Source organism: Leptospira wolffii serovar Khorat str. Khorat-H2 (genome assembly GCF_000306115.2).
Lineage (GTDB): Bacteria > Spirochaetota > Leptospiria > Leptospirales > Leptospiraceae > Leptospira_B > Leptospira_B wolffii.
Genome location: NZ_AKWX02000013.1, coordinates 328,630 through 347,032, shown reverse-complemented (window position 1 = coordinate 347,032; position 18,403 = coordinate 328,630). Strand labels below are relative to the sequence as shown.

Genomic DNA, 18,403 nt, shown 5'->3' with positions numbered 1-18,403 from the left:
AATAATCTAAGAAATCCGTAATTCTGATCGTTATCTTTCCAAGTATCATAGATGAATTTCAAAAACTTAGGATCATACTTCTCGATTGCGGTCTTTCTTCGTTTTACAAATTCATAAAATCCAGATCGAGATACATTGAATAAGCTGGCCATGCTTTTAACAGAGAACAATCTCCTGTTGTTCTCCATGAACTCTAATCGAGATTTTGTTCCTTCGAAAGCATGGCTGAATACTTTTTTAAGATCGCATTCTCCTCCCTGAGGCGGTGAACTTCTTTACGAAGTTTCTTCAATTCTTCGTTCTCTTTCAGTTGCTTGTCTGTCGGGGGATTTTGTTCTTCTGACTTCTTCACGTATTCAGCCTTCCATTGACGCAATACAAAGTAGCTGATTCCTAACGACTCTGCTACTTCTTTTATCGTAAAAGAACCGGACAATGTCCGTTTTACTGCTTGTTCTTTAAACTCTGGAGAGTATTTTCCTGTCCTACTCATATTCACCTTTACCTCATTTTGAGCAAAAAAGGTGTCCGATTTTATGTGACTAGGCTAGATCGCTAACGCGACTCTCGCTCGGGCTACGCCACATTTTGCATTGTCACTGCGCTTGCAGTGGCAAGCTCGTTCCAACGCAAAACGTCGCCAAGCCTTGGTCGTTAGGCAAAATGAAGCGCTAAAATTTTCCTATAAACGAAATTCTAAAAAGCTGCTTACATCATTATTTCGCTCTGCTTTTTGATACCGATACTATACATATAAATAGTTTATTTATTGCTTGAAATAATGTATCATCTATCGTTGGCTTAATGCCAAAAGTTTTTGAAAGAAATGGCTATAAGTTCTTTTTCTTTGCGAACGAAGGCAATCCTCGAGAACCAGCTCACATTCTCATGTGAGAAGAGGAGAAAAGTTGGCAAAATTCTGGCTAAAGCCTAGTGTGAAATTAGATGATAATTACGGATTTAATTCTAAAGAGTTAAATTGGATTGAAGAAGAGATTGAGAAGAATTTAAATCTCATAGAAGGTAAATGGAATGATTTCTTCGGTATCTGAAGCAAAAGCCCAAAAGATTTGGTTTGATGAAGATAATCTTTGGCTATCTTTGTACGACGGCAGAACGTTATCAGTCCCACTCGCTTATTTCCCTCGATTAAGACGAGCTAAGAAAGAGCAACTTGAAAGATATGAAATCAGCGGAGGCGGAATAGGTCTTCATTGGGATGATTTAGATGAAGATATTAGTGTTCCTGGTCTCTTGCTAGGAAATGGCGATCTTACCTCGCATAATAAACAATTATAATCCTCCTTGTATTAAGCGCTTTACTTCGCCTAACTATCGCCTCTGGCGTTGCGCTACGCGCCCTCGCTCCAGGCTTCGCCACATTCCGCTTTGTCACTCGTCTTGCAGGGCAAGCCTCGTGCCAAGTGCTTTCGCACTCGCGGAACTTCGACAATTATGGGTCGTTATACGCAATCGCTAAAAACTCATTTTTGAAAAAAAATAAGGAAAATGCTTGAAATATCTCATTTTGAGATATTATTTGTATTAGTGCATATAATTAGCTGGAAGAAGATTTCGGATTTTGTAACTAAACATCCTAATTCAGGGCCTTCTCTTAAAAGCTGGTTTAGAGTAGTTCAGAATACAGATTTTAAAGATTTCGACGAATTAAGAAAAGTGTTTAAAAGCGCGGATCAGGTTGGTAAATTTACAGTCTTTAATATTAGCGGAAATAATTTTAGATTAATTTCTGCCATTCATTATAATCGAAAGAAAGTCTTTATTCGGTATGTTTTAACACATTCAGAATATGATAGAGGAAAATGGAAAGAGGAGTAGGATATGATTTTTGAATTAGAGCGAGTAAGAAATGTTTGGCCAGAAGTAAAAGATCTCTTATCTGTTCCTCATTCTGATAAACAATACAAAAGACTTTTAAAAGCTCTTGATGAATTGATAGATGAGGTTGGTAACAGCGAAAAACATCCATTGGCCCCTTTAATGGAAACAGTGGGAAATCTAGTTGAAGAATACGAAAAAGAGAATTTTACATCAATTGATTCAGATCCCGTCGAGGTATTAAAATATCTTATGGAAGAGAATGGCCTTACTCAAAAGGACATGGCAGAACTTGGTAGTCAGGGAGTTGTTTCCGAGATTCTCAATGGTAAGAGGGAATTGAATATTCGCCAAATCAAAGCATTAGGGAAGAAATTTAAAGTTTCTCCAGCAGTTTTTATCTAACTTTAATCATTAACGACTGCGCATAACAGTCGGCTCTGACGCTTCGCTTCGAGATCGCTACGCGACTCTCGCTTGGGCTTCGCCACATTTCGCTTTGTCACTCGTCTTGCAAAGCAAGGCTCGCACCAAGTACTTCGCACTCGCGAAACGTCGGAACACCTTGGTCGTTATGCGAACATTCTGCCTAATCTTCTTTAAGAGCTGATAACATGGAAATTATCTTTGTAGAGCGTATCAGTATTGATTCTTCGGGAAGGGTTTTAATTAAACCAAGTAAGGTAAATCTGCATCTAATTTATCGTGAAGCTATGGAAGTAGGGTGGGAGGGTCATTCATTTGTGGCACCTCCTAATCCTACGCGTGTTACGCTGGCACCGCCCGAATGGTGGTTCGCACGAATACTTGCAGCATGTCGTTCTGTTAACTGCCTACTACTTTTAACTCCTGCAACACGAATTTCAAATTTTCCACCGAATATTCTAGGAAGACTTCTACTTGCATATTTGGCAGCGCTTCTACCATTCTGTGCATGGTTATCTCCTAATACGATTAGTGCAGGGCATCGTTAATGAATAGTTTCTGCAACTATGCGGGGCAGAACGTCGCATAACTATCGGCTCTGACGCATCGCTTCGAGATTGCTTCGCAACTCTCGCTAGGCCTGCGGCACATTTCGCTTTGTCATTTCGTTTGCAAAGCAAGCCTCGCGCCATCGCAAACGTCGGAACGCCTTGGTCGTTAGCCGCCGTTGCTAAAAAGTGTTTCAAGTTGCACTGATTTATTATATAATTGAGTGGATTATAATGGGAAAGAAATTGATTAACAAATTAACGGAAAAGCATTTATATGTTTTCGCGATAGTTTCCGTCGCAGCCCTGATTGCTATAAATCAAATTATTATTCAAAATCTTTTGAATAAAATTCATTCGGATGGAATGATAATTAATGTAGCAGGAAGACAACGGATGCTTAGCCAACGAATTACTAAACTTGCTTTAAAGTCATTAATTGGTTCAAATAATTCTATTGAATTAAAGCAAGAACTAGAAACATGGAATAGAATACATTTTGCACTACAACGAGGAGATTTGGAAATTGGCTTGCCAGAAAATAAATCTAATGCCGTATCGAAACTCTTTGAAGATATTGCCCCTTATCAAAGGGGATTGTATTTATCGGTTTTGCAACTTGAAAATAGTGCTCAGATTCTCAAAGTCGTATCAGATATCTTTAAGAATGAAGAAGCATATTTACCTTTAATGAATTCTATTGTGGAGCAAATGGAGACAGAATCTAAAGCCAGGGTGCGCCAACTCGAATTGGTAGAAATTGCTTTAGCGGTAGTTTCTTTGCTGCTACTTATCATCGAATTTTTATTTGTATTTCGACCAATTATTAAAGAATTAAAGGAACGAGAGAGAAAACTCGAGCGTTTAAATGAAAGTAAAGATTTGATTGTAGCAACTATAGCCCATGATATTAGAAACCCACTGAATATAATACAGATGTCTTTAGATCTTTTGAAAGATAGATTGCCTGAAATTTCTAGTAAAAACAAGGATACCCTCGCGTCTGCACAAAATGCATGTATACGGGCAGAAAAGTTAATTCGAGAATTGTTAGAATTGTCTCAGCTTGAAAGCGAAGAATTCTCACTAAGAATGGAGATAACGAAACTTAATCCATATGTAACAACAATTCTTTCACCTTTTCGCTATAAGGCATCGGAAAAGCATATAGAAATGAAAGTGATGATTCAACCTCCAGATCTATCTGCGCTAATAGACCGAGACAGATTTGCCCGAGTTTTAGAAAATCTGATAACAAACTCGCTGAAATTTACTAGTGATTCTGGAAGTATTGAGATTAATTCTTTCGAAAAGGCTGGAAAAATCTGGCTTGAGATCAAGGACACAGGCATCGGGATCCCGGAAAAGTTAAAAAGATACATATTTGATAAATATTCAAAGGCACGCAGAGAAGGGATACATGGAGAAAAGCCGATTGGCTTGGGTATGTCTATTGTTAAGGCAATTGTTGAAAAACATAAAGGAGATATATGGTTGGAAAGCCATGAGGGGCTTGGAACAACATTTCATGTTTGTTTGCCGAAGGCTAATTTAAAAATCCGCAACGACGACTAACTGTCGACTCTGACGCATCGCTTCGAGCTTGCTTCGCAACTCTCGCTGGGCCTGCGCCACATTTCGCTTCGTCACTTCGTTTGCATAAGCAAACTCGTGCGATCGCAAACGTCGGAATGCCTTGGCCGTTATACGCCACATGCTTTAAATTGTATTTAAATCGCATTGATTTGTTATCTATTTGATTAACAAGACTGTAAAATTTTATAAAATTTACAAATAATGGTGATTGTGACACCAGTAGCGTTCAACGCTATTATGGTTCGTGATTCTATCATTCTACGATAAAGAATCTGAAATTATTTGGTTAGGTAAGTTTTCTAAAAAGTTTCCGAAAGAAATTCGGAGAACAGCTAGAAGGAAATTAATTCATATAGATAGTGCAAAGAATATTGAAGATTTAAAAATTCCTCCCGGAGATAGACTCCATGCTTTGTCAGTGGATGGGCAAGGCCAGTGTAGCATAAGTATAAATATGCAATATCGAACATGCTTCTCTTGGGAAAATGGGAATGCTTTAAATGTTGAGATATTCGATTATCATAAGGCAGAATTAATGAATATCCATCCAGGTGAAATCTTGTTAGAAGATTTCTTAAAACCCATGGGAATAACAGCCTGTAAACTTGCTCAATCTACTCATATTGGTCAGAAGCGTATTAGTGAAATAATTCACGGTCGTCGTTCTATCACAGCAGGCACTGCACTTAGATTTTCTAAATTCTTCGGTAATTCTCCGGAATTTTTGGCCATCAATACAGACCCATTATGATTTAGAAATTAAGCAGTATGAGCTTAAAAGTGAACTGAAAACGATTAAGAAGTTTCAAGAACTACAAGCTAGTTAGCTACTAAAGCTCGGCGTATAACTTTCAGTGTGGAGTTCCCCCGATATACTGGATACGGAAATGCATGAAAATAGGATAAATCAGCATGGCCCGAAAATCGCAATATGATGAAGAATTTCAAAAGCGCAGTGGAACTTAGCCTGAAGACAAATAAGTCATCGGCTCGATGGAGCTACCCAATTGAAGACCGTACAACGAAGTTAGCTCCTAACTAATAGGAGTAATTGTATGAATACTACTAGTAACAAAGAAGAGATCCATGTGATTACGTCGGTTCAGAGGAGACGCAGATGGAGCAATCAAGAGAAAGCCGAGATTGTCAAAGAGACTTATGAAACAGGAAATTCGGTTTCAATAATCGCGAGAAAGTATAGTATAGCGGCAAGTCAGCTTTTCCAATGGAGACGATATATGGAAGAAGGTGCGAGCCAAGGAATAGAAAACGAAGAAAGTCTCGTTCCGGAGTCTGAAGTAAAGAAGTTAGAACAGCGAATTCGTAGCTTGGAAAGGCTACTCGGCAGAAAGACCGAGGAAGTAGAAATTCTGAAGGAAGCTGTGGTGCTTGCTCGGAAAAAAAATGATCTCGAAAAAAGAGTAAAGTCAGTCAGGATCGAAATAATGAAGTCAAAGACATAGTTTTCAAAGTTTGCTCCGAAAGACCTACCTATGGCTATCCAAGAGTTACAGCAGTCGTAAATCGCATTCGAAAGGGGCTTGGAATGCCTTCTGTGAACAAGAAACGGATCTACAAGATCATGAAAGAAAACGAGCTGTTGCTTCAAAGAAATTTTCCACGACCTAATCTCACCCATCATGGAAAAATCATTACATTGAAAAGTGATCTACGCTGGTGTTCTGATATTCTTGCGATACGTTGCTGGGACGGTCGCCTTGTTTGGATAGCATTCATTCTGGACTGTCACGATAGAGAAATCATTTCCTACGTTGCATCGACCAATGGTATTGATGGACAGATGTTTCGAGATATTCTTTTGGAAGCCAAGGAACAAAGATTCTGACATGGTAGAGTTCCTAAAACTCAGCTTTTGACGGACAATGGACCTCAGTATGTGGCTCGAGCAACAGTTCATTTTGCATATCAGCTTGGTTTCGAGGTTTGTAATACACCCGCTTATTCTCCTGAAAGCAATGGAATGGCAGAAGCATTTGTAAAAACATTCAAAAGAGATTGCGCGTATATTAACAATTTAGAGACTGCAGATGAAGTTCTTAAGAAAATTCATCTTTGGATTGACGACTACAATTCTTTTGCTCCCCATAAAGGTTTAAAGATGATGTCGCCAGATGAATTTAGAAAATATGAGCTATCTTTCGCTGTATGATTTTTGGGGGTAACTCCACGTATTGGAAATGTATTTAAATGATACATCAATTTATTTGGGTCGGGTGGATTCAGAATCGTTCTTAAAAATTAAGACCTTACTGCGGAAAGTTACTGAAAAAACAAACTCTATTTAATTGAAGCTTAGAAAAGTAAAAGAAGCCAACTAATTTAATGTCCTATTAGGGATAATTTGGAAACCTATTAATAATGCGTCTGATCTTTACTAACTGTTATATCCTACTTCTTCCAATTTTGATATGGAATATTTTGTTTATAAATAAGTTGCCTCTTTCCTATCAGCCATCTGAATTTAATCGTGATATACCAATATTCGTGTTAATCGGAGAGAACATATTTCGTAGTATAATATTTATCTTACCGCTTGCATTGAAGTTTGATTGGAAATCTCTACGAGAAAGGGTCGGCTTATTAGTCTATGGAGCAGGCAGTATTTTATACTACCTTTCTTGGATCGCTCTTATTTATATGCCGAACTCATTTTGGAGTTTGGGCATTACGGGTTTTTCCGCTCCGGCCTATACCCCGATAATTTGGTTGTTTGGAATCTCTTTGGCCGCAAAGGAATATTATTTTAATATTTCATATTCTAAGTGGCATTTGCAGGTTCCAAGTCTATTCTTCAGTGGATTTCATATATCTCATCTGGTTATTGTTTATAACCGTACTTATTAATAATCGAATGACAGCAGCTTTCATAAAGGTGAGCGTTGCAAGCTACAGCAGTTTTCGTTATGCCTCTCGCTTGCTGTGCAACCCTCGCGCCTTGGTAAATATCGCTAAGCCCGGTTTGCTTATATGAAACTTTAAGACTGGAGCACTTATAAATGATCTTGATCGAGTGCGACTTCATAGAAAGATGAGGCCATGATAAAAAGTAAATTACTGGAAATGCACAATGTCGGTATCGTTGTTGAGTCCCTTGATACTGCAATTTCTTTTTTCAAAGAGATTGGACTGACGCTTGAAGGGAGAATGATGGTTGAAGGTGAATGGGCTGGGCAAGTGACCGGATTGGGTAATCAGTCGGTTGAGGTTGCTATGATGGTTACTCCTGATGGACATTCCCGACTTGAGCTTTCACGATTTCTGTCTCCTCATACCGTAGCGGATCACAGGACGGCTCCCGTTAACTCTCTTGGATATCTTCGTATCATGTTCAGAGTTGACAATCTTGACGAATTACTATCCAGGCTCGCGAAGCTTGGCGCTCAGCTCGTTGGAGAAGTGGTTCAATATGAGAATATATATCGGCTCTGCTATATTCGAGGAACGGAAGGACTCCTTATCGGACTAGCAGAACAAATCGGGGATATGACGGCGACGGATATTCTTGAAAATTCGTAATGAAGTAGTATTATTCGACCGCGATGCAAGTGTATTAATTATAAATTTTTAATCTTTAGGGGAAATATTATGAGAAGATTAATAATGTGGAACGTAATCACCCTGGATGGATATTTTGAAGGTGAGAAAAATTGGGATTTGAGCTTTCACGGGCTAGTTTGGGGTAAGGAGCTCGAGGAATTCAGTCTCACTCAACTGAAATCGGCCGACATGCTTGTATTTGGTGCGACAACATACAAAGGTATGGCGGATTACTGGACAAATGCAAAGGGGGAGGAGGGAGAAGTCGCCAAATTCATGAATGAGATTCAAAAGGTTGCCTGTTCATCAACGCTTAAAACCGCCGATTGGAATAATACGATCGTTGTAAAAGATGCCGTAGCTGAAATTCCTAAACTGAAATCGCAGGGAAATGGAGACATGTTTGTATTCGGTAGTGGTATCCTTTCCGAATCTTTAATGAAAGCAGGGTTATTTGACGAGTTTCGCCTATGTATTGCCCCGGTTTTCTTAGGGAACGGTAGACTTTTGTTTAACCAAGGAATTCCTCATGAGAAACTCAAGCTACTTGAAACTCGTCCATTATCTACTAACGGCGTCGTTCTTCGGTATGCTCCAAAGGGAGAGTAAAACAATGAAAGGTAAGAAAATCATTCTTCGAAAACGCAATGCATAATTAAGTATCGTGCTCAATACTAATATACGGTTCGATCGATCAGTACTTGAATTTTTTAACTAACTCTGTATAAATTGGTCTATGAGAAAAGTTATTTTTGCGATCAATATTACTGCCGATGGATACTTCGGTCATATGGACATGATCCCTGATGATGGGCTGCATAAATACTTCACCGATCTCCTGCGTACTGCAGGTCATATTCTCTATGGCCGGATCACATATGAACTGATGGCACCATTTTGGCCTGAAGTAGCGAGAAACCAATCAATGTCGGAAGTAACGAATGAGTTCGCTCGGGTCTTCGACTCACTTGAGAAGGTCGTATTCTCCACCACATTGAAACGATTAGAGGGAACAAATGCCAGACTGGCCCGCGAGAGCATTGCGGACGAAGTAATCGCATTGAAGCAACAACCTGGAAAAGATATTTTCGTGGGTAGCTTGAGTCTCGCTTCTCAACTCTCGGAACTCCGTTTGATTGATGAGTATCGTTTCGTAATCCATCCAGTGATTGTCGGAAAAGGTCCTAAGTTATTCGATAGCCAGAAATTACAAGAAAGGCTTTTGCTTGACTTTCTTGGTTCGGAAACTTTACAATCCGGCGCTATTGTTCTTCACTACAAGAGGGTGTAATCGGCGAGAAAAAGTTTACATACGACGTAGGGAGCGATATGAGCGGCTCCGTGACGAGATATGAACGGAAAATTTCACCGCTACTTATTATTGTGACACTGGATGCAGAAAAAAAATTCGATATCGAATACACTTGCGTCGAGTTTAATTGAAGTTAATATGTTATTCTCACAAAACTGTGACATAGAAATCCAAGGCTATAGAATAGAAAAAGAAAGTTCCGATTATAATGCAGCCGTCTTTCATTTGGAAAAGAAGCAGGTCATATTTAGGTTGGCAAAAATTACCCCTAAGAAAACGGGTATGTTTGTTACTCTTTGGAAAAGAGGTAAAAACGGGACTGCGATCCCTTTTCATAAAAAGGATAATATTGATATAGTCGTAGTCGAGGTTAGAAAATCCAGCCGGATTGGGCACTTCGTTTTTAATAAGGAAATTCTGATTGAAAAAGGAATTATTTCTTCAAGTAAAGAAGGAAAAAGGGGATTCAGAATTTATCCTCCTTGGGAATCGCCTTCTAATGATCAGGCGGTTACATCCCAAATTTGGCAATCACGCTATTTCTTTGAACATAAAAAAGCGGATAAAGATGATCGTTTGCGCCTCAAAGAATTAATGAATCTCTAATTTTAATAAATCTGACCCCTTTCGTTTAGCTTTTCCATCGAACATTACTAAGCAGAGTTCGACGTATTGAATGATAAAAATTTCTTAAACTATTTAGCGGATAGGGGCATTCAGAAATTTCCGGTTTCAACCGAGCCTGCACGTTTGTAATTTACAATAATGATTCCATTCGGAGAGACTTGGCTTTCCGTTACTTTGAATGCCGCGGGGATTGTGCCTTCGACAAACAGACGTTTTCCACTTCCTAACGTCACCGGATATATCTTTAGCCAAAACTCATCGACCAAATTATGCTTCATGAGAGTCTGAACTAGATTTGCGCTTCCATAAACGTGTAGATCCGGTCCTTTTTCTTGTTTAAGTTTGGTGATTTTCTCCACGATATCTCCATTCAAAAATACGGAGGGCTGCCATTCGCTAGAGGCTAAGGTATTCGAAGCGACGTACTTGGTCGCTTTCATAGCGGAAGGCCAAAAGTCCGCATGCTTCGGCCAGTACGGTGCCCATATATCGAAGGTTTTACGTCCTAACAGTAGATCGAATGGAACGTTCATCTGCTGATTCATGACTGTTCCGACAACTTCGTCGGTATAGGGGACTTGCCAACCGCAATAAGCAAAGCCATTGTCGGTGTCTTCTTTTTGACCACCCGGTCCTTGTATGACTCCGTCAAGAGTGAGGAATTCGAGTACAATAATTCTTCTCATGGCTCAGTACCTTCTAAAGAATGTTCCGGCTCAATTTTTAAACAAAAATTCCGAAACGTCAATAGCATTTAAGTATGAGTTTTTAAATCGATGAGATCTCTAATACTGTAAATTATTACTGCATTACGAACTCATTTCGCGACTATTGTCTAGGATTTATTCGAGCCTTGCTCGTTAGAACATATTCAATAAAAGTGTAAGGATATTTATGAGATTTTTACTTTTTTCTTTTGTGATCATCAATCTCTTCTGCTCGGGAAAGGAAAGGCAAACATTCAAAATAAACGGTTACGTTGATGATAGGACTCATACCTTAAGCGATCCGTATATTAAACGGACTAATTCCAGATTATCAGAAGTGGAAAGCAGCTCTTCGGTGAAAATCGCCATATTGATCGTGGATTCCATTGGAGATAAGAATATAGAATCCTTTGTTATGGAAATCGCCAACCAGAACGGTGTGGGTGCGAGATATGTTAATAATGGGATCTTGCTATTTATGTCGAAAAATGATCAGATGATTAGAATTTCGATCGGGTCAGGCATGGAATGGGTTATTAGCGATAAATTAACTTCGCGGATTGCTGACGATATGGTGCCGTATTTGAGAGAAGGGGATTTTGAAACGGCGCTAGATAATTCGCTCAAATCCATTATTCCTTTAGCCACCGGTGTTTCATGGAAAATCGACTCTAAATCGCTACGGTCGTTAGCGAAGAATGACCTGAATCAAATTTTTCAATTTAACGGCGCTCTTATTTCAACGGAAAAAGTGGGCGTGCGCCAATTCGAAAACCAAGGGGAGGAATTTTTGCTAGTAAAGACAGATGATGATCTAAATATCAATTTGATAGTTACAAGGTATAAACCTTCGTTTTCTTCACTAAATAAGGAAAAGGCTAAACTGATTACCGCTCGTTTAGTGAAAGTGAATCCGATTACTTTTCAACTTTTAGGGGTTGATCCTTAATTTATCGAACCTCATATTATTCTAATTTATGAACTTGCTCACTTCGCCCATCGACTTTCTTGAGAAAATCAAAATTGGAGGTCTTGAGCAATGGATTTCTATTCGTTCAAAGAGCTTAGAAGGTCCGATTTTATTGTTTTTACACGGTGGTCCTGGAACTGCTCAAATCTTCTTTTCTCGAAAACCTCAACAAAAATTAGAAGAACGTTTCATAGTAGTCAACTGGGACCAAAGAGGTTCAGGCAAATCGTATAGTAAAAGTCTACAAAGATCGGATATGACTATTAGTGCTTTTCTGCATGATACGGAAGAGTTAATCGAATATCTAATCAAAAGATTCAATAGGCGAAAGATTTTCTTAGTCGGGCATTCTTGGGGGAGTATTCTCGGAATAAAACTGGCCTCGGCAAGACCCGATTTACTATTCGCTTATATTGGAATCGGTCAAGTGGTGGATATGATAAGGGGCGAAACGATATCATACAACTATACTCTTCGAAAAGCGACCGAATCCGGTAACGATAAAGCGATCCGAGAATTGAGGAAAATAGGCCCTCCGCCATATTCGGATTTGGATTCTGCCGGAATCCAAAGAAAATGGTTATCGAGATTCAATGGGATAATGAAGAAAGGGAATATTTACAAAACCATCTTCGTGAATATTGCCTTGTCCGATATTAGTATTTCGTACATTATCAAATTCGTAAAGGGGATCGTGTTCTCGTTGCAAAGTTTGGAGAATGAACAAATGGGGGTTAATATAATGCGGAAGATCCGGAAGCTGGATATACCGATATATTTTTGCGAGGGAAAATATGATTATACGGTTCCCTTCGAGCTTGTGGAAGAATATCTAGAGATATTAGAGGCGCCTCAGAAAAAGATCGTTTGGTTTGAAAATTCCGGTCATCTTCCGAATTTCGAGGAGTCGGAGAAGTTTAACGAGTTTTGTATATCATTATTATAAATTTAAATGTGTAAGAACGGCAGCAGGTATTTTACATGTCGAAATCCCTTTTATCCTCATTCGGGTCGCCGGACCCGGGATAATACTGTCGCGAGATTCTATACGAATTCATTATGATCAAGATAATTTAGCTTGTATCGTGTCTTTCGATCTGCTATTCTTCTGCGAAAACGATTAGTAATATGAAAGATCCGAACGAACAAGCTGAGAAATCGACTTCATCGGCTGACTCAACGCCTAAGGTGACCGGCATAGGCGGTATTTTCTTTTTTTCCGATAATCCCCAGGAAACGAGAGAATGGTACGCCAAAAATCTAGGATTGGAAATCAATTCGTGGGGTTCAAGCTTCGAATTCAGGAATCTCGATAGGCCTGACGAGATAAATTCTCTCCAATGGACTCCCTTCAAAAAGGGGGATGAATATTTTTCTCCATCCAAAAAGGATTTTATGATCAATTATCGAGTCCAGAATATCGAGGCGCTCATAACCAAATTGAAAGAAAATGGCGTAACCGTACTCGATGATATTGCGAGTTACGATTATGGAAAATTCGTCCATATTATGGATGCTGAAGGAAACAAGATCGAGCTGTGGGAGCCCCGTTGAAATCGCTTTAAGCCGGCCACACTATGAGCTTAAACGTCTCGCTTAGAAATGGTCATTCTGTTCGCAGTGAGCCTTCGGCTATCTCACAAACCATTGAGCAGCTGCTTGCTTCAGCTGCTGTTCTTCCGGTTCTTCTCCGTCGCAGACCCAGGCGATAATCCCGTCGGGACGTATCAATGCGGCGCTCAATCCTAATTGTTCTTTTGCCCTACCTGAAACATACTTCATTCGATCTCCATATTCACCCGCTAAATTTTTTAGGGAAGTATGTATACCGAAATCAAGTAGTATCGCCCGGCCATCATGCATGAACTCACCGATCCTTGTCCCGTCTTCGAACTCAAAGTTGGGAACACTGTGCCCTAATAGAGGGTGGGTGCCTCCTAGATTATAATGAGTGTGAATACCCCATACTCTTCCTGCCATGTACGTGGCACCGTCGCGTGTTTCCATAAGGTCGCGGATAATCGCATTCAGCGCTCGAGCCTGAGGTATCGGTTTCATGATCGCAACCTGAGCTCTGGACCAATCCAGAACTCGCGCACCGATCGGATATCGTTCAGCATGATAACTATCTAATAGACTTTCCGGGGCTCCATTTTGAACGGTTGCGGCAAGCTTCCAGCCTAGATTCATTGCATCTCCCAATCCTAAGTTTAGCCCTTGGCCTCCCAAAGGAGAATGAATATGTGCGGCGTCTCCGGCTAAAAGAATTCGTCCATTGCGGTAGTTCGTGGCTTGCCTGGCTCGATCTGTCCATGTACTAGCAAAATGTAAGGCGTTGATGGTAACGTCGGTGCCCGAGATATAGCGCAAAACTTTCTGCACATGTTCCAACGTGATCGGTTTTTCCGAATTGTGAAATTCCCCTCCGTCGAAATCCTGCATTATTAAGAAACCCGGCTGCGATTGCAAATACATGCCTGTCGGCGTAGGATTTCGGCCCGGACTTAGCTTCTCCGGGTCGGTAATATCTACCTTGGCAGAATAGCCCGTAAATTCCGGCTCCGTACCGGCAAATTCAAAACCTCCCACCTTACGCACAACGCTGCGACCTCCATCACAACCCACAAGCCATCGGCTCTTAAAAGATTTCTCACCCGATCGAACCGTCACCTCGTCCTCGGTTTGATGGAAGGAAGTCACTGCAAGTCCCCGCATGATTTCGACTCCCAAGGATTCCGCGCGTCGTAATAGTATCGTTTCCATCTCTTCCATTTCGGATATCAGATTCGTATCTGTCGAACTTGGCAGACGATGTTTCCACTGAGAATTGTCTATATCGCCTTCATGAAATGGAATGCCGGCGAAGTGTCCTACCTGACGACGAGGACCGTGTTGCACGGCCGTTGAGTGGGGATTTTTTAGGCGTTTGTATATTTCGAGTTCGTTTAATAATCCTCGGCGGTAAAGCGCTTCGATCGTAGGTGCGGAAAGTCCGCGTATCCCGAAAGGCATCCGTTTCAACGGGGAATGAGAATTTTCCGCCTTTTCCAATATCAATACCGAACATTTGGCTAAGGCCAATTCACACGCGAGAAAAAGTCCTACCGGACCCGCCCCGGAAATGATTACATCATGGATCGACAAGTCTTGTTTCACTTATTCCACCCATTCTTTAAGATTCTAAACGTTAGATTCAAGGTATCCTTGGGAGAATGCGAGTTGCACGCAAAACTTACGCCTTCGAGAATCAGCTTTGACACACATTCCGCTTCCATCTTATTTGCGCCGGAATCGTTCTGAATTTCCTTGGCCAGAGTATTCTCATATCGTCCCCATAATCCGCGTAAGTAAGAACTCAATTCGGGCGAAGTTCTGATGAGTTTTCCGAACCCCGAGAATGTCTTTTTACTAGGTGGATTGAATAGCTTACTCGCTAGAAAGTATTGATGAAGGGCATCCAAAATGGATTGGTCCTTCTTTCGCTCCCGAATCGCTTCCAAGATGTCGTTGTCGATCTCGTCCTCAAGATCGAAAATGAGCGACTCTTTCGTAGGAAAATAATTGAAAAGTGTGGTAACCGCTACCTCGGCTTTTTCAGCTATTTCGGCGACTGTAACGGTTTCAAATCCCTTTTCTATAAAAAGATCGCGAGCGATATCCGAAATGAGTTTTCTAGTTTTTGCTTTCTTTTGTTCCCGCAGCCCCATCTTCGAATCGTTCCTATAATTGGATTCAGTTCCTATTTTTATTAACAACAAATTAATAGCAAATATAAAATTGCACTGACTTCATAATTATATATCCTCCTGAATGACGCGAGGAGATGGGAATCGGGGCTTTTTTGGTTGCAAACGGCTGAAAAGTGGGGTTTTTTGCGGATATACGGACTTTTTGAGCCCTCATTCAGAGAAGTTCCGCGAATACACATAAGCGTTGCCGCATGTTTTAGCTTAAGTCAGGCCGGCGGGGATAAGGATGGAAATCGAATGGAAAAACATAGGATATTTACGACATCCTTTGCAAGTGTTTATCCCATGTATGTTCAAAAAGCCGAAAGGAAAGGGCGAACCAAAGCGGAAGTCGATAAAATCATCTTTTGGCTCACGGGATACGATGCGAAGGGATTTCAAAAACAACTTAAGAAAGAAGTTAATTTCGAAGAATTTTTCGAACAGGCCCCGCATATTAATGATAACGTTTCGCTGATCCGAGGTGTTATCTGCGGATATCGTGTAGAGGAAATTGAAGACGAGCTTATGCGCAAAATCCGATATTTGGATAAATTAATCGACGAGTTAGCGAAAGGCAAAGCCATGGATAAAATATTGCGCGGGTCCGTTCATTAGATTGTATCAGGCGACTTCAGAGCGTAGCGATTAAAACGAAGTAAGATACTTATGGCAAAGACTAACAAAAATCCCAAGGTAGACGTATTTTTAATAAAGGCCGAAAGTTGGCGGAAAGAATTCGAGAAGTTGAGGGGAATCCTTCTGGAATGCAAGTTGACCGAAGAATTGAAATGGGGGGTGCCGTGCTACACTCTCGGAAAGAATAATATAGTCTTAATGCACGGATTCAAAGAATATTGCGCGCTTCTATTTTTTAAGGGCGCTTTGTTAAAAGACCCTAAAGGGATTCTAATTAGACAAACCGAGAATGTACAATCTGCCCGCCAAATTCGATTCACCGATGTTCGGGAAATAACTAAATTAAAAACCGTCTTAAAGACTTATATTTCCGAAGCGATCAAGGTGGAGGAGTCCGGCTTGAAAGTGAATTTCAAAAAGAGTTCGGAATTCGCCGTGCCGGAGGAATTCTTAAGCAAACTGGATGAAGTCCCGGGATTAAAAACGGCTTTCGACGCATTGACTCCCGGACGACAGCGAGGGTATCTTCTCCATTTCTCCTCCGCTAAGCAATCTAAGACGCGAGAATCTCGGATCGAGAAATGCATACGTAAAATTCTTAATGGTAAAGGATTGGACGATTGATACGTTCTTTTTAAAGTGAACGGATCGCAACTTCGAATCGGGATTGTATAACGTATCGGAAAGGACCAATGAAGAAAACCGGTAATAATAAGAAAGACTTATCCAAGCAAGAGAAGGAAGATTTACTCCAAGTTTTGAAAGTCCGTTTCGAGAAAAATAAAGACCGCCACAAAGATATTCATTGGGCGGACGTACAAGCGAAGTTGGAAGACAACTCGAAAAAGCTATGGTCCTTGAATGAAATGGAAAGGACAGGCGGTGAGCCGGATGTAGTCGCTTACGATAAGAAGGCGAATGAATTCATTTTTTACGATTGTTCCGAAGAAACTCCGAAAGGAAGAAGGAGCGTCTGCTACGATCGCGATGCTCTGGACTCTAGAAAGGAGCATAAACCTCAGGATAATGCGATCGATATGGCTTCGGCCATGGGGATCAAACTTTTAACGGAAGAGGAATATCGGGAACTGCAGTCCCTCGGAAATTTCGACGCAAAAACCTCGAGTTGGATCGAGACGCCCGCTTCGATTCGAAAGCTTGGCGGAGCCCTTTTTGCCGATTATCGTTACGGAACCGTCTTCGTTTACCATAACGGTGCGCAATCTTACTACGCCGTTAGAGGTTTTCGAGGTTCCTTGCGCGTCTGATTCTCCCGATCACTATCGTTTGGGGATTTAAAATCCGCATTTCCTTTGACAATATTTCGCTTTTTGAAACTTTTAATAGAGAATACAATGAAAAGAATATCCGTATCCATCGCAATTGCCCTCTTTGCAATCGCTTGTTCGTCGACGGAGATCAAGGAAGCCCCGAAACCCAAGCCGGCTTTCGATTTCAAAGCCTATGTGCCGACTACAATGGATGAAGTAGTCAAGCTTGCAAAGAATATCCATGAGACCGAAGGAGACGGCGGGGTAGCGATCATCAATACAAGGTATAAGATTAAGTATAAGCTTCCGAAATTACCCACCAAAGTCGACGAATACGGGTATATCGTTTTGGGATCTCTTACGGATTTTTTGCAGACCCCCTTCAAGTTGGAGGATATTTTTACCTATCAATTGGTAATTCCGAAAGGAAAATTTAAAGTAGTCTTATATTTTCAAGACGTGCTCGTTCGATACACTCTCTCCAATGCTAAATCGGAAGTATACTTGTACGTTCTATACGCGTCGTATAATGATTTCGATAAAACGGCTATTCTCTTGATCAATGCCGTAAATAACGAAACAGACGAAGCTATTATTCAAAAGGATTTGCAATGAGATCCATTGAGATCGGATTCTTTCTTTAATAATAATCATTCGGACGACAAATGAGAAAGTTCATTATTATAATTCTCTTAATCTCTTCTTCGAGCTATGTTTTTGCCGATGCAGAAAAGGATAGATTGAAGGCGGAAGAGAGACAAGGATTTAGGCTTGCAATCGGTATCTTTGCCTTACTTGGAGGGATTTCCTACGGACATCATATTTATTCGCAAAATTCTAAACAGGATTACAATCATAAAGTGCAGTATTTTGCGCTTTGGATAGGTTCCGAAAGCTATTCTTCCGGTAATTTTAGCAATTTGCCCGCTTCGATATACGTATACCAAGACGCGGCAAGCAATGTGAGACACATAAATCGCCAAATAGATACGGATATCCAGCAATCGGTCGTCTTGAGCACGCTTGGGGCGATGCTACTTACGAATTATTTTTTTCAAAGAGCGATGGACACTAATACTTCTTTTCGATTGAACGGTTCATTGGCTGGAGCTTCCATTTCGATCAGCAGGTCCTTTTGATCCGATCGAGTCTTATGAAATATCGTCTTTTTCTTTTCTGCGT

The 18,403-nt window shown here is 40.6% G+C and carries 21 protein-coding genes and 4 pseudogenes; 21 read left to right on the top strand and 4 right to left on the bottom strand.

Going from position 1 to position 18,403, the window contains the following annotated elements; all coding sequences use genetic code 11:
- Positions 1-493: pseudogene (locus tag LEP1GSC061_RS21920) on the bottom strand (transposase); the annotation flags it as partial.
- 415 nt (positions 494-908) lie between these two features.
- Between LEP1GSC061_RS21920 and LEP1GSC061_RS21915 the strand changes: the two are divergent.
- The 13 genes and pseudogenes from LEP1GSC061_RS21915 to LEP1GSC061_RS12130 all read left to right on the top strand — a co-directional run bounded on the left by LEP1GSC061_RS21915 (position 909) and on the right by LEP1GSC061_RS12130 (position 9,885).
- Positions 909-1,052: a DUF4160 domain-containing protein gene (locus LEP1GSC061_RS21915; protein ID WP_016545616.1), complete on the top strand. Its 144-nt coding sequence runs from the start codon at positions 909-911 to the stop codon at positions 1,050-1,052.
- Positions 1,033-1,299: a DUF2442 domain-containing protein gene (locus tag LEP1GSC061_RS12190; protein WP_040508602.1), complete on the top strand. Its 267-nt coding sequence runs from the start codon at positions 1,033-1,035 to the stop codon at positions 1,297-1,299. The genes LEP1GSC061_RS21915 and LEP1GSC061_RS12190 overlap by 20 nt, the downstream gene beginning before the upstream one ends.
- A gap of 249 nt (positions 1,300-1,548) precedes the next feature.
- Complete coding sequence (locus LEP1GSC061_RS12185; protein WP_052006545.1) at positions 1,549-1,839, top strand: type II toxin-antitoxin system HigB family toxin; 291 nt, start codon at positions 1,549-1,551, stop codon at positions 1,837-1,839.
- 3 nt (positions 1,840-1,842) lie between these two features.
- The gene (locus LEP1GSC061_RS12180) at positions 1,843-2,244 is read left to right on the top strand and encodes a helix-turn-helix domain-containing protein (RefSeq protein WP_040508601.1); all 402 of its coding nucleotides are present in this window, start codon (positions 1,843-1,845) and stop codon (positions 2,242-2,244) included.
- 209 nt (positions 2,245-2,453) lie between these two features.
- A complete protein-coding gene (locus tag LEP1GSC061_RS22140) occupies positions 2,454-2,813 on the top strand; it encodes a hypothetical protein (RefSeq protein ID WP_198014264.1) in 360 nt (119 codons plus the stop codon).
- Positions 2,814-3,047: 234 nt separating this feature from the next.
- Positions 3,048-4,388, top strand: coding sequence for an ATP-binding protein (locus tag LEP1GSC061_RS12175; RefSeq protein WP_040508667.1), 1,341 nt, complete (start codon positions 3,048-3,050; stop codon positions 4,386-4,388).
- Between the two features lie 265 nt (positions 4,389-4,653).
- Positions 4,654-4,920, top strand: a pseudogene (locus tag LEP1GSC061_RS21675) (type II toxin-antitoxin system RelE/ParE family toxin); the annotation flags it as partial.
- 24 nt (positions 4,921-4,944) lie between these two features.
- A pseudogene (locus LEP1GSC061_RS12165) lies at positions 4,945-5,236 on the top strand (HigA family addiction module antitoxin).
- A 228-nt stretch (positions 5,237-5,464) separates the two neighbouring features.
- Positions 5,465-6,579: pseudogene (locus LEP1GSC061_RS21165) on the top strand (IS3 family transposase).
- A gap of 887 nt (positions 6,580-7,466) precedes the next feature.
- The gene (locus LEP1GSC061_RS12145) at positions 7,467-7,946 is read left to right on the top strand and encodes a VOC family protein (RefSeq protein ID WP_040508596.1); all 480 of its coding nucleotides are present in this window, start codon (positions 7,467-7,469) and stop codon (positions 7,944-7,946) included.
- A 69-nt stretch (positions 7,947-8,015) separates the two neighbouring features.
- Positions 8,016-8,576, top strand: a complete 561-nt coding sequence (locus LEP1GSC061_RS12140; protein WP_040508595.1) for a dihydrofolate reductase family protein — start codon at positions 8,016-8,018, stop codon at positions 8,574-8,576.
- A gap of 127 nt (positions 8,577-8,703) precedes the next feature.
- Positions 8,704-9,258, top strand: coding sequence for a dihydrofolate reductase family protein (locus LEP1GSC061_RS12135; protein ID WP_040508593.1), 555 nt, complete (start codon positions 8,704-8,706; stop codon positions 9,256-9,258).
- Positions 9,259-9,417: 159 nt separating this feature from the next.
- Entirely contained in the window at positions 9,418-9,885 is a 468-nt protein-coding gene (locus tag LEP1GSC061_RS12130; RefSeq protein ID WP_016545677.1) for a MepB family protein, read from the top strand.
- Positions 9,886-9,995: 110 nt separating this feature from the next.
- On the opposite strand, the gene LEP1GSC061_RS12125 is transcribed toward LEP1GSC061_RS12130, so the two are convergent.
- Positions 9,996-10,592, bottom strand: a complete 597-nt coding sequence (locus LEP1GSC061_RS12125; protein ID WP_016545747.1) for a dihydrofolate reductase family protein — start codon at positions 10,590-10,592, stop codon at positions 9,996-9,998.
- Between the two features lie 208 nt (positions 10,593-10,800).
- Between LEP1GSC061_RS12125 and LEP1GSC061_RS12120 the strand changes: the two genes are divergently transcribed.
- From LEP1GSC061_RS12120 to LEP1GSC061_RS12110, 3 genes are all read left to right on the top strand, one after another.
- Positions 10,801-11,562 carry a TPM domain-containing protein gene (locus LEP1GSC061_RS12120; RefSeq protein WP_016545502.1) on the top strand — a complete coding sequence of 254 codons (762 nt, stop codon included), beginning with the start codon at positions 10,801-10,803 and terminating at the stop codon, positions 11,560-11,562.
- 133 nt (positions 11,563-11,695) lie between these two features.
- Complete coding sequence (locus LEP1GSC061_RS12115) at positions 11,696-12,529, top strand: alpha/beta fold hydrolase (protein ID WP_016545571.1); 834 nt, start codon at positions 11,696-11,698, stop codon at positions 12,527-12,529.
- 182 nt (positions 12,530-12,711) lie between these two features.
- A complete protein-coding gene (locus LEP1GSC061_RS12110) occupies positions 12,712-13,137 on the top strand; it encodes a VOC family protein (RefSeq protein WP_016545654.1) in 426 nt (141 codons plus the stop codon).
- Positions 13,138-13,215: 78 nt separating this feature from the next.
- On the opposite strand, the gene LEP1GSC061_RS12105 is transcribed toward LEP1GSC061_RS12110, so the two are convergent.
- Together LEP1GSC061_RS12105 and LEP1GSC061_RS12100 are read right to left on the bottom strand one after the other, a co-directional pair.
- Positions 13,216-14,739 (bottom strand): FAD-dependent monooxygenase, encoded by a 1,524-nt coding sequence (locus LEP1GSC061_RS12105; protein WP_016545760.1) that lies wholly within the window; start codon positions 14,737-14,739, stop codon positions 13,216-13,218.
- A complete protein-coding gene (locus tag LEP1GSC061_RS12100; protein WP_016545751.1) occupies positions 14,736-15,290 on the bottom strand; it encodes a TetR/AcrR family transcriptional regulator in 555 nt (184 codons plus the stop codon). The genes LEP1GSC061_RS12105 and LEP1GSC061_RS12100 overlap by 4 nt, the downstream gene beginning before the upstream one ends.
- Before the next feature lie 279 nt (positions 15,291-15,569).
- Here LEP1GSC061_RS12100 and LEP1GSC061_RS12095 point away from each other — a divergent pair, with 279 nt between their 5' ends.
- The 5 genes from LEP1GSC061_RS12095 to LEP1GSC061_RS12075 all read left to right on the top strand — a co-directional run bounded on the left by LEP1GSC061_RS12095 (position 15,570) and on the right by LEP1GSC061_RS12075 (position 18,360).
- Positions 15,570-15,929, top strand: a complete 360-nt coding sequence (locus LEP1GSC061_RS12095; protein WP_016545606.1) for a DUF2200 domain-containing protein — start codon at positions 15,570-15,572, stop codon at positions 15,927-15,929.
- Positions 15,930-15,980: 51 nt separating this feature from the next.
- Positions 15,981-16,574: a YdeI/OmpD-associated family protein gene (locus LEP1GSC061_RS12090; protein WP_016545461.1), complete on the top strand. Its 594-nt coding sequence runs from the start codon at positions 15,981-15,983 to the stop codon at positions 16,572-16,574.
- Positions 16,575-16,642: 68 nt separating this feature from the next.
- Positions 16,643-17,218 (top strand): DUF4256 domain-containing protein, encoded by a 576-nt coding sequence (locus tag LEP1GSC061_RS12085; protein ID WP_016545667.1) that lies wholly within the window; start codon positions 16,643-16,645, stop codon positions 17,216-17,218.
- Positions 17,219-17,305: 87 nt separating this feature from the next.
- A complete protein-coding gene (locus LEP1GSC061_RS12080) occupies positions 17,306-17,836 on the top strand; it encodes a hypothetical protein (RefSeq protein WP_016545532.1) in 531 nt (176 codons plus the stop codon).
- Between the two features lie 50 nt (positions 17,837-17,886).
- Positions 17,887-18,360 carry a hypothetical protein gene (locus LEP1GSC061_RS12075; RefSeq protein WP_016545470.1) on the top strand — a complete coding sequence of 158 codons (474 nt, stop codon included), beginning with the start codon at positions 17,887-17,889 and terminating at the stop codon, positions 18,358-18,360.
- Positions 18,361-18,403: the final 43 nt, after the last annotated feature.

Coding starts and splice junctions, on each gene's coding strand:
- LEP1GSC061_RS12120 (WP_016545502.1), top strand. CDS start 10,801: ATGAGATTTTTACTTTTTTCTTTTGTGATCATCAATCTCTTCTGCTCG.
- LEP1GSC061_RS12075 (WP_016545470.1), top strand. CDS start 17,887: ATGAGAAAGTTCATTATTATAATTCTCTTAATCTCTTCTTCGAGCTAT.
- LEP1GSC061_RS12090 (WP_016545461.1), top strand. CDS start 15,981: ATGGCAAAGACTAACAAAAATCCCAAGGTAGACGTATTTTTAATAAAG.
- LEP1GSC061_RS12100 (WP_016545751.1), bottom strand. CDS start 15,290: ATGGGGCTGCGGGAACAAAAGAAAGCAAAAACTAGAAAACTCATTTCG.
- LEP1GSC061_RS12125 (WP_016545747.1), bottom strand. CDS start 10,592: ATGAGAAGAATTATTGTACTCGAATTCCTCACTCTTGACGGAGTCATA.
- LEP1GSC061_RS22140 (WP_198014264.1), top strand. CDS start 2,454: ATGGAAATTATCTTTGTAGAGCGTATCAGTATTGATTCTTCGGGAAGG.
- LEP1GSC061_RS12145 (WP_040508596.1), top strand. CDS start 7,467: ATGATAAAAAGTAAATTACTGGAAATGCACAATGTCGGTATCGTTGTT.
- LEP1GSC061_RS12080 (WP_016545532.1), top strand. CDS start 17,306: ATGAAAAGAATATCCGTATCCATCGCAATTGCCCTCTTTGCAATCGCT.
- LEP1GSC061_RS12130 (WP_016545677.1), top strand. CDS start 9,418: ATGTTATTCTCACAAAACTGTGACATAGAAATCCAAGGCTATAGAATA.
- LEP1GSC061_RS12190 (WP_040508602.1), top strand. CDS start 1,033: ATGATTTCTTCGGTATCTGAAGCAAAAGCCCAAAAGATTTGGTTTGAT.
- LEP1GSC061_RS12085 (WP_016545667.1), top strand. CDS start 16,643: ATGAAGAAAACCGGTAATAATAAGAAAGACTTATCCAAGCAAGAGAAG.
- LEP1GSC061_RS12140 (WP_040508595.1), top strand. CDS start 8,016: ATGAGAAGATTAATAATGTGGAACGTAATCACCCTGGATGGATATTTT.
- LEP1GSC061_RS12110 (WP_016545654.1), top strand. CDS start 12,712: ATGAAAGATCCGAACGAACAAGCTGAGAAATCGACTTCATCGGCTGAC.
- LEP1GSC061_RS12175 (WP_040508667.1), top strand. CDS start 3,048: ATGGGAAAGAAATTGATTAACAAATTAACGGAAAAGCATTTATATGTT.
- LEP1GSC061_RS12180 (WP_040508601.1), top strand. CDS start 1,843: ATGATTTTTGAATTAGAGCGAGTAAGAAATGTTTGGCCAGAAGTAAAA.
- LEP1GSC061_RS12095 (WP_016545606.1), top strand. CDS start 15,570: ATGGAAAAACATAGGATATTTACGACATCCTTTGCAAGTGTTTATCCC.
- LEP1GSC061_RS12135 (WP_040508593.1), top strand. CDS start 8,704: ATGAGAAAAGTTATTTTTGCGATCAATATTACTGCCGATGGATACTTC.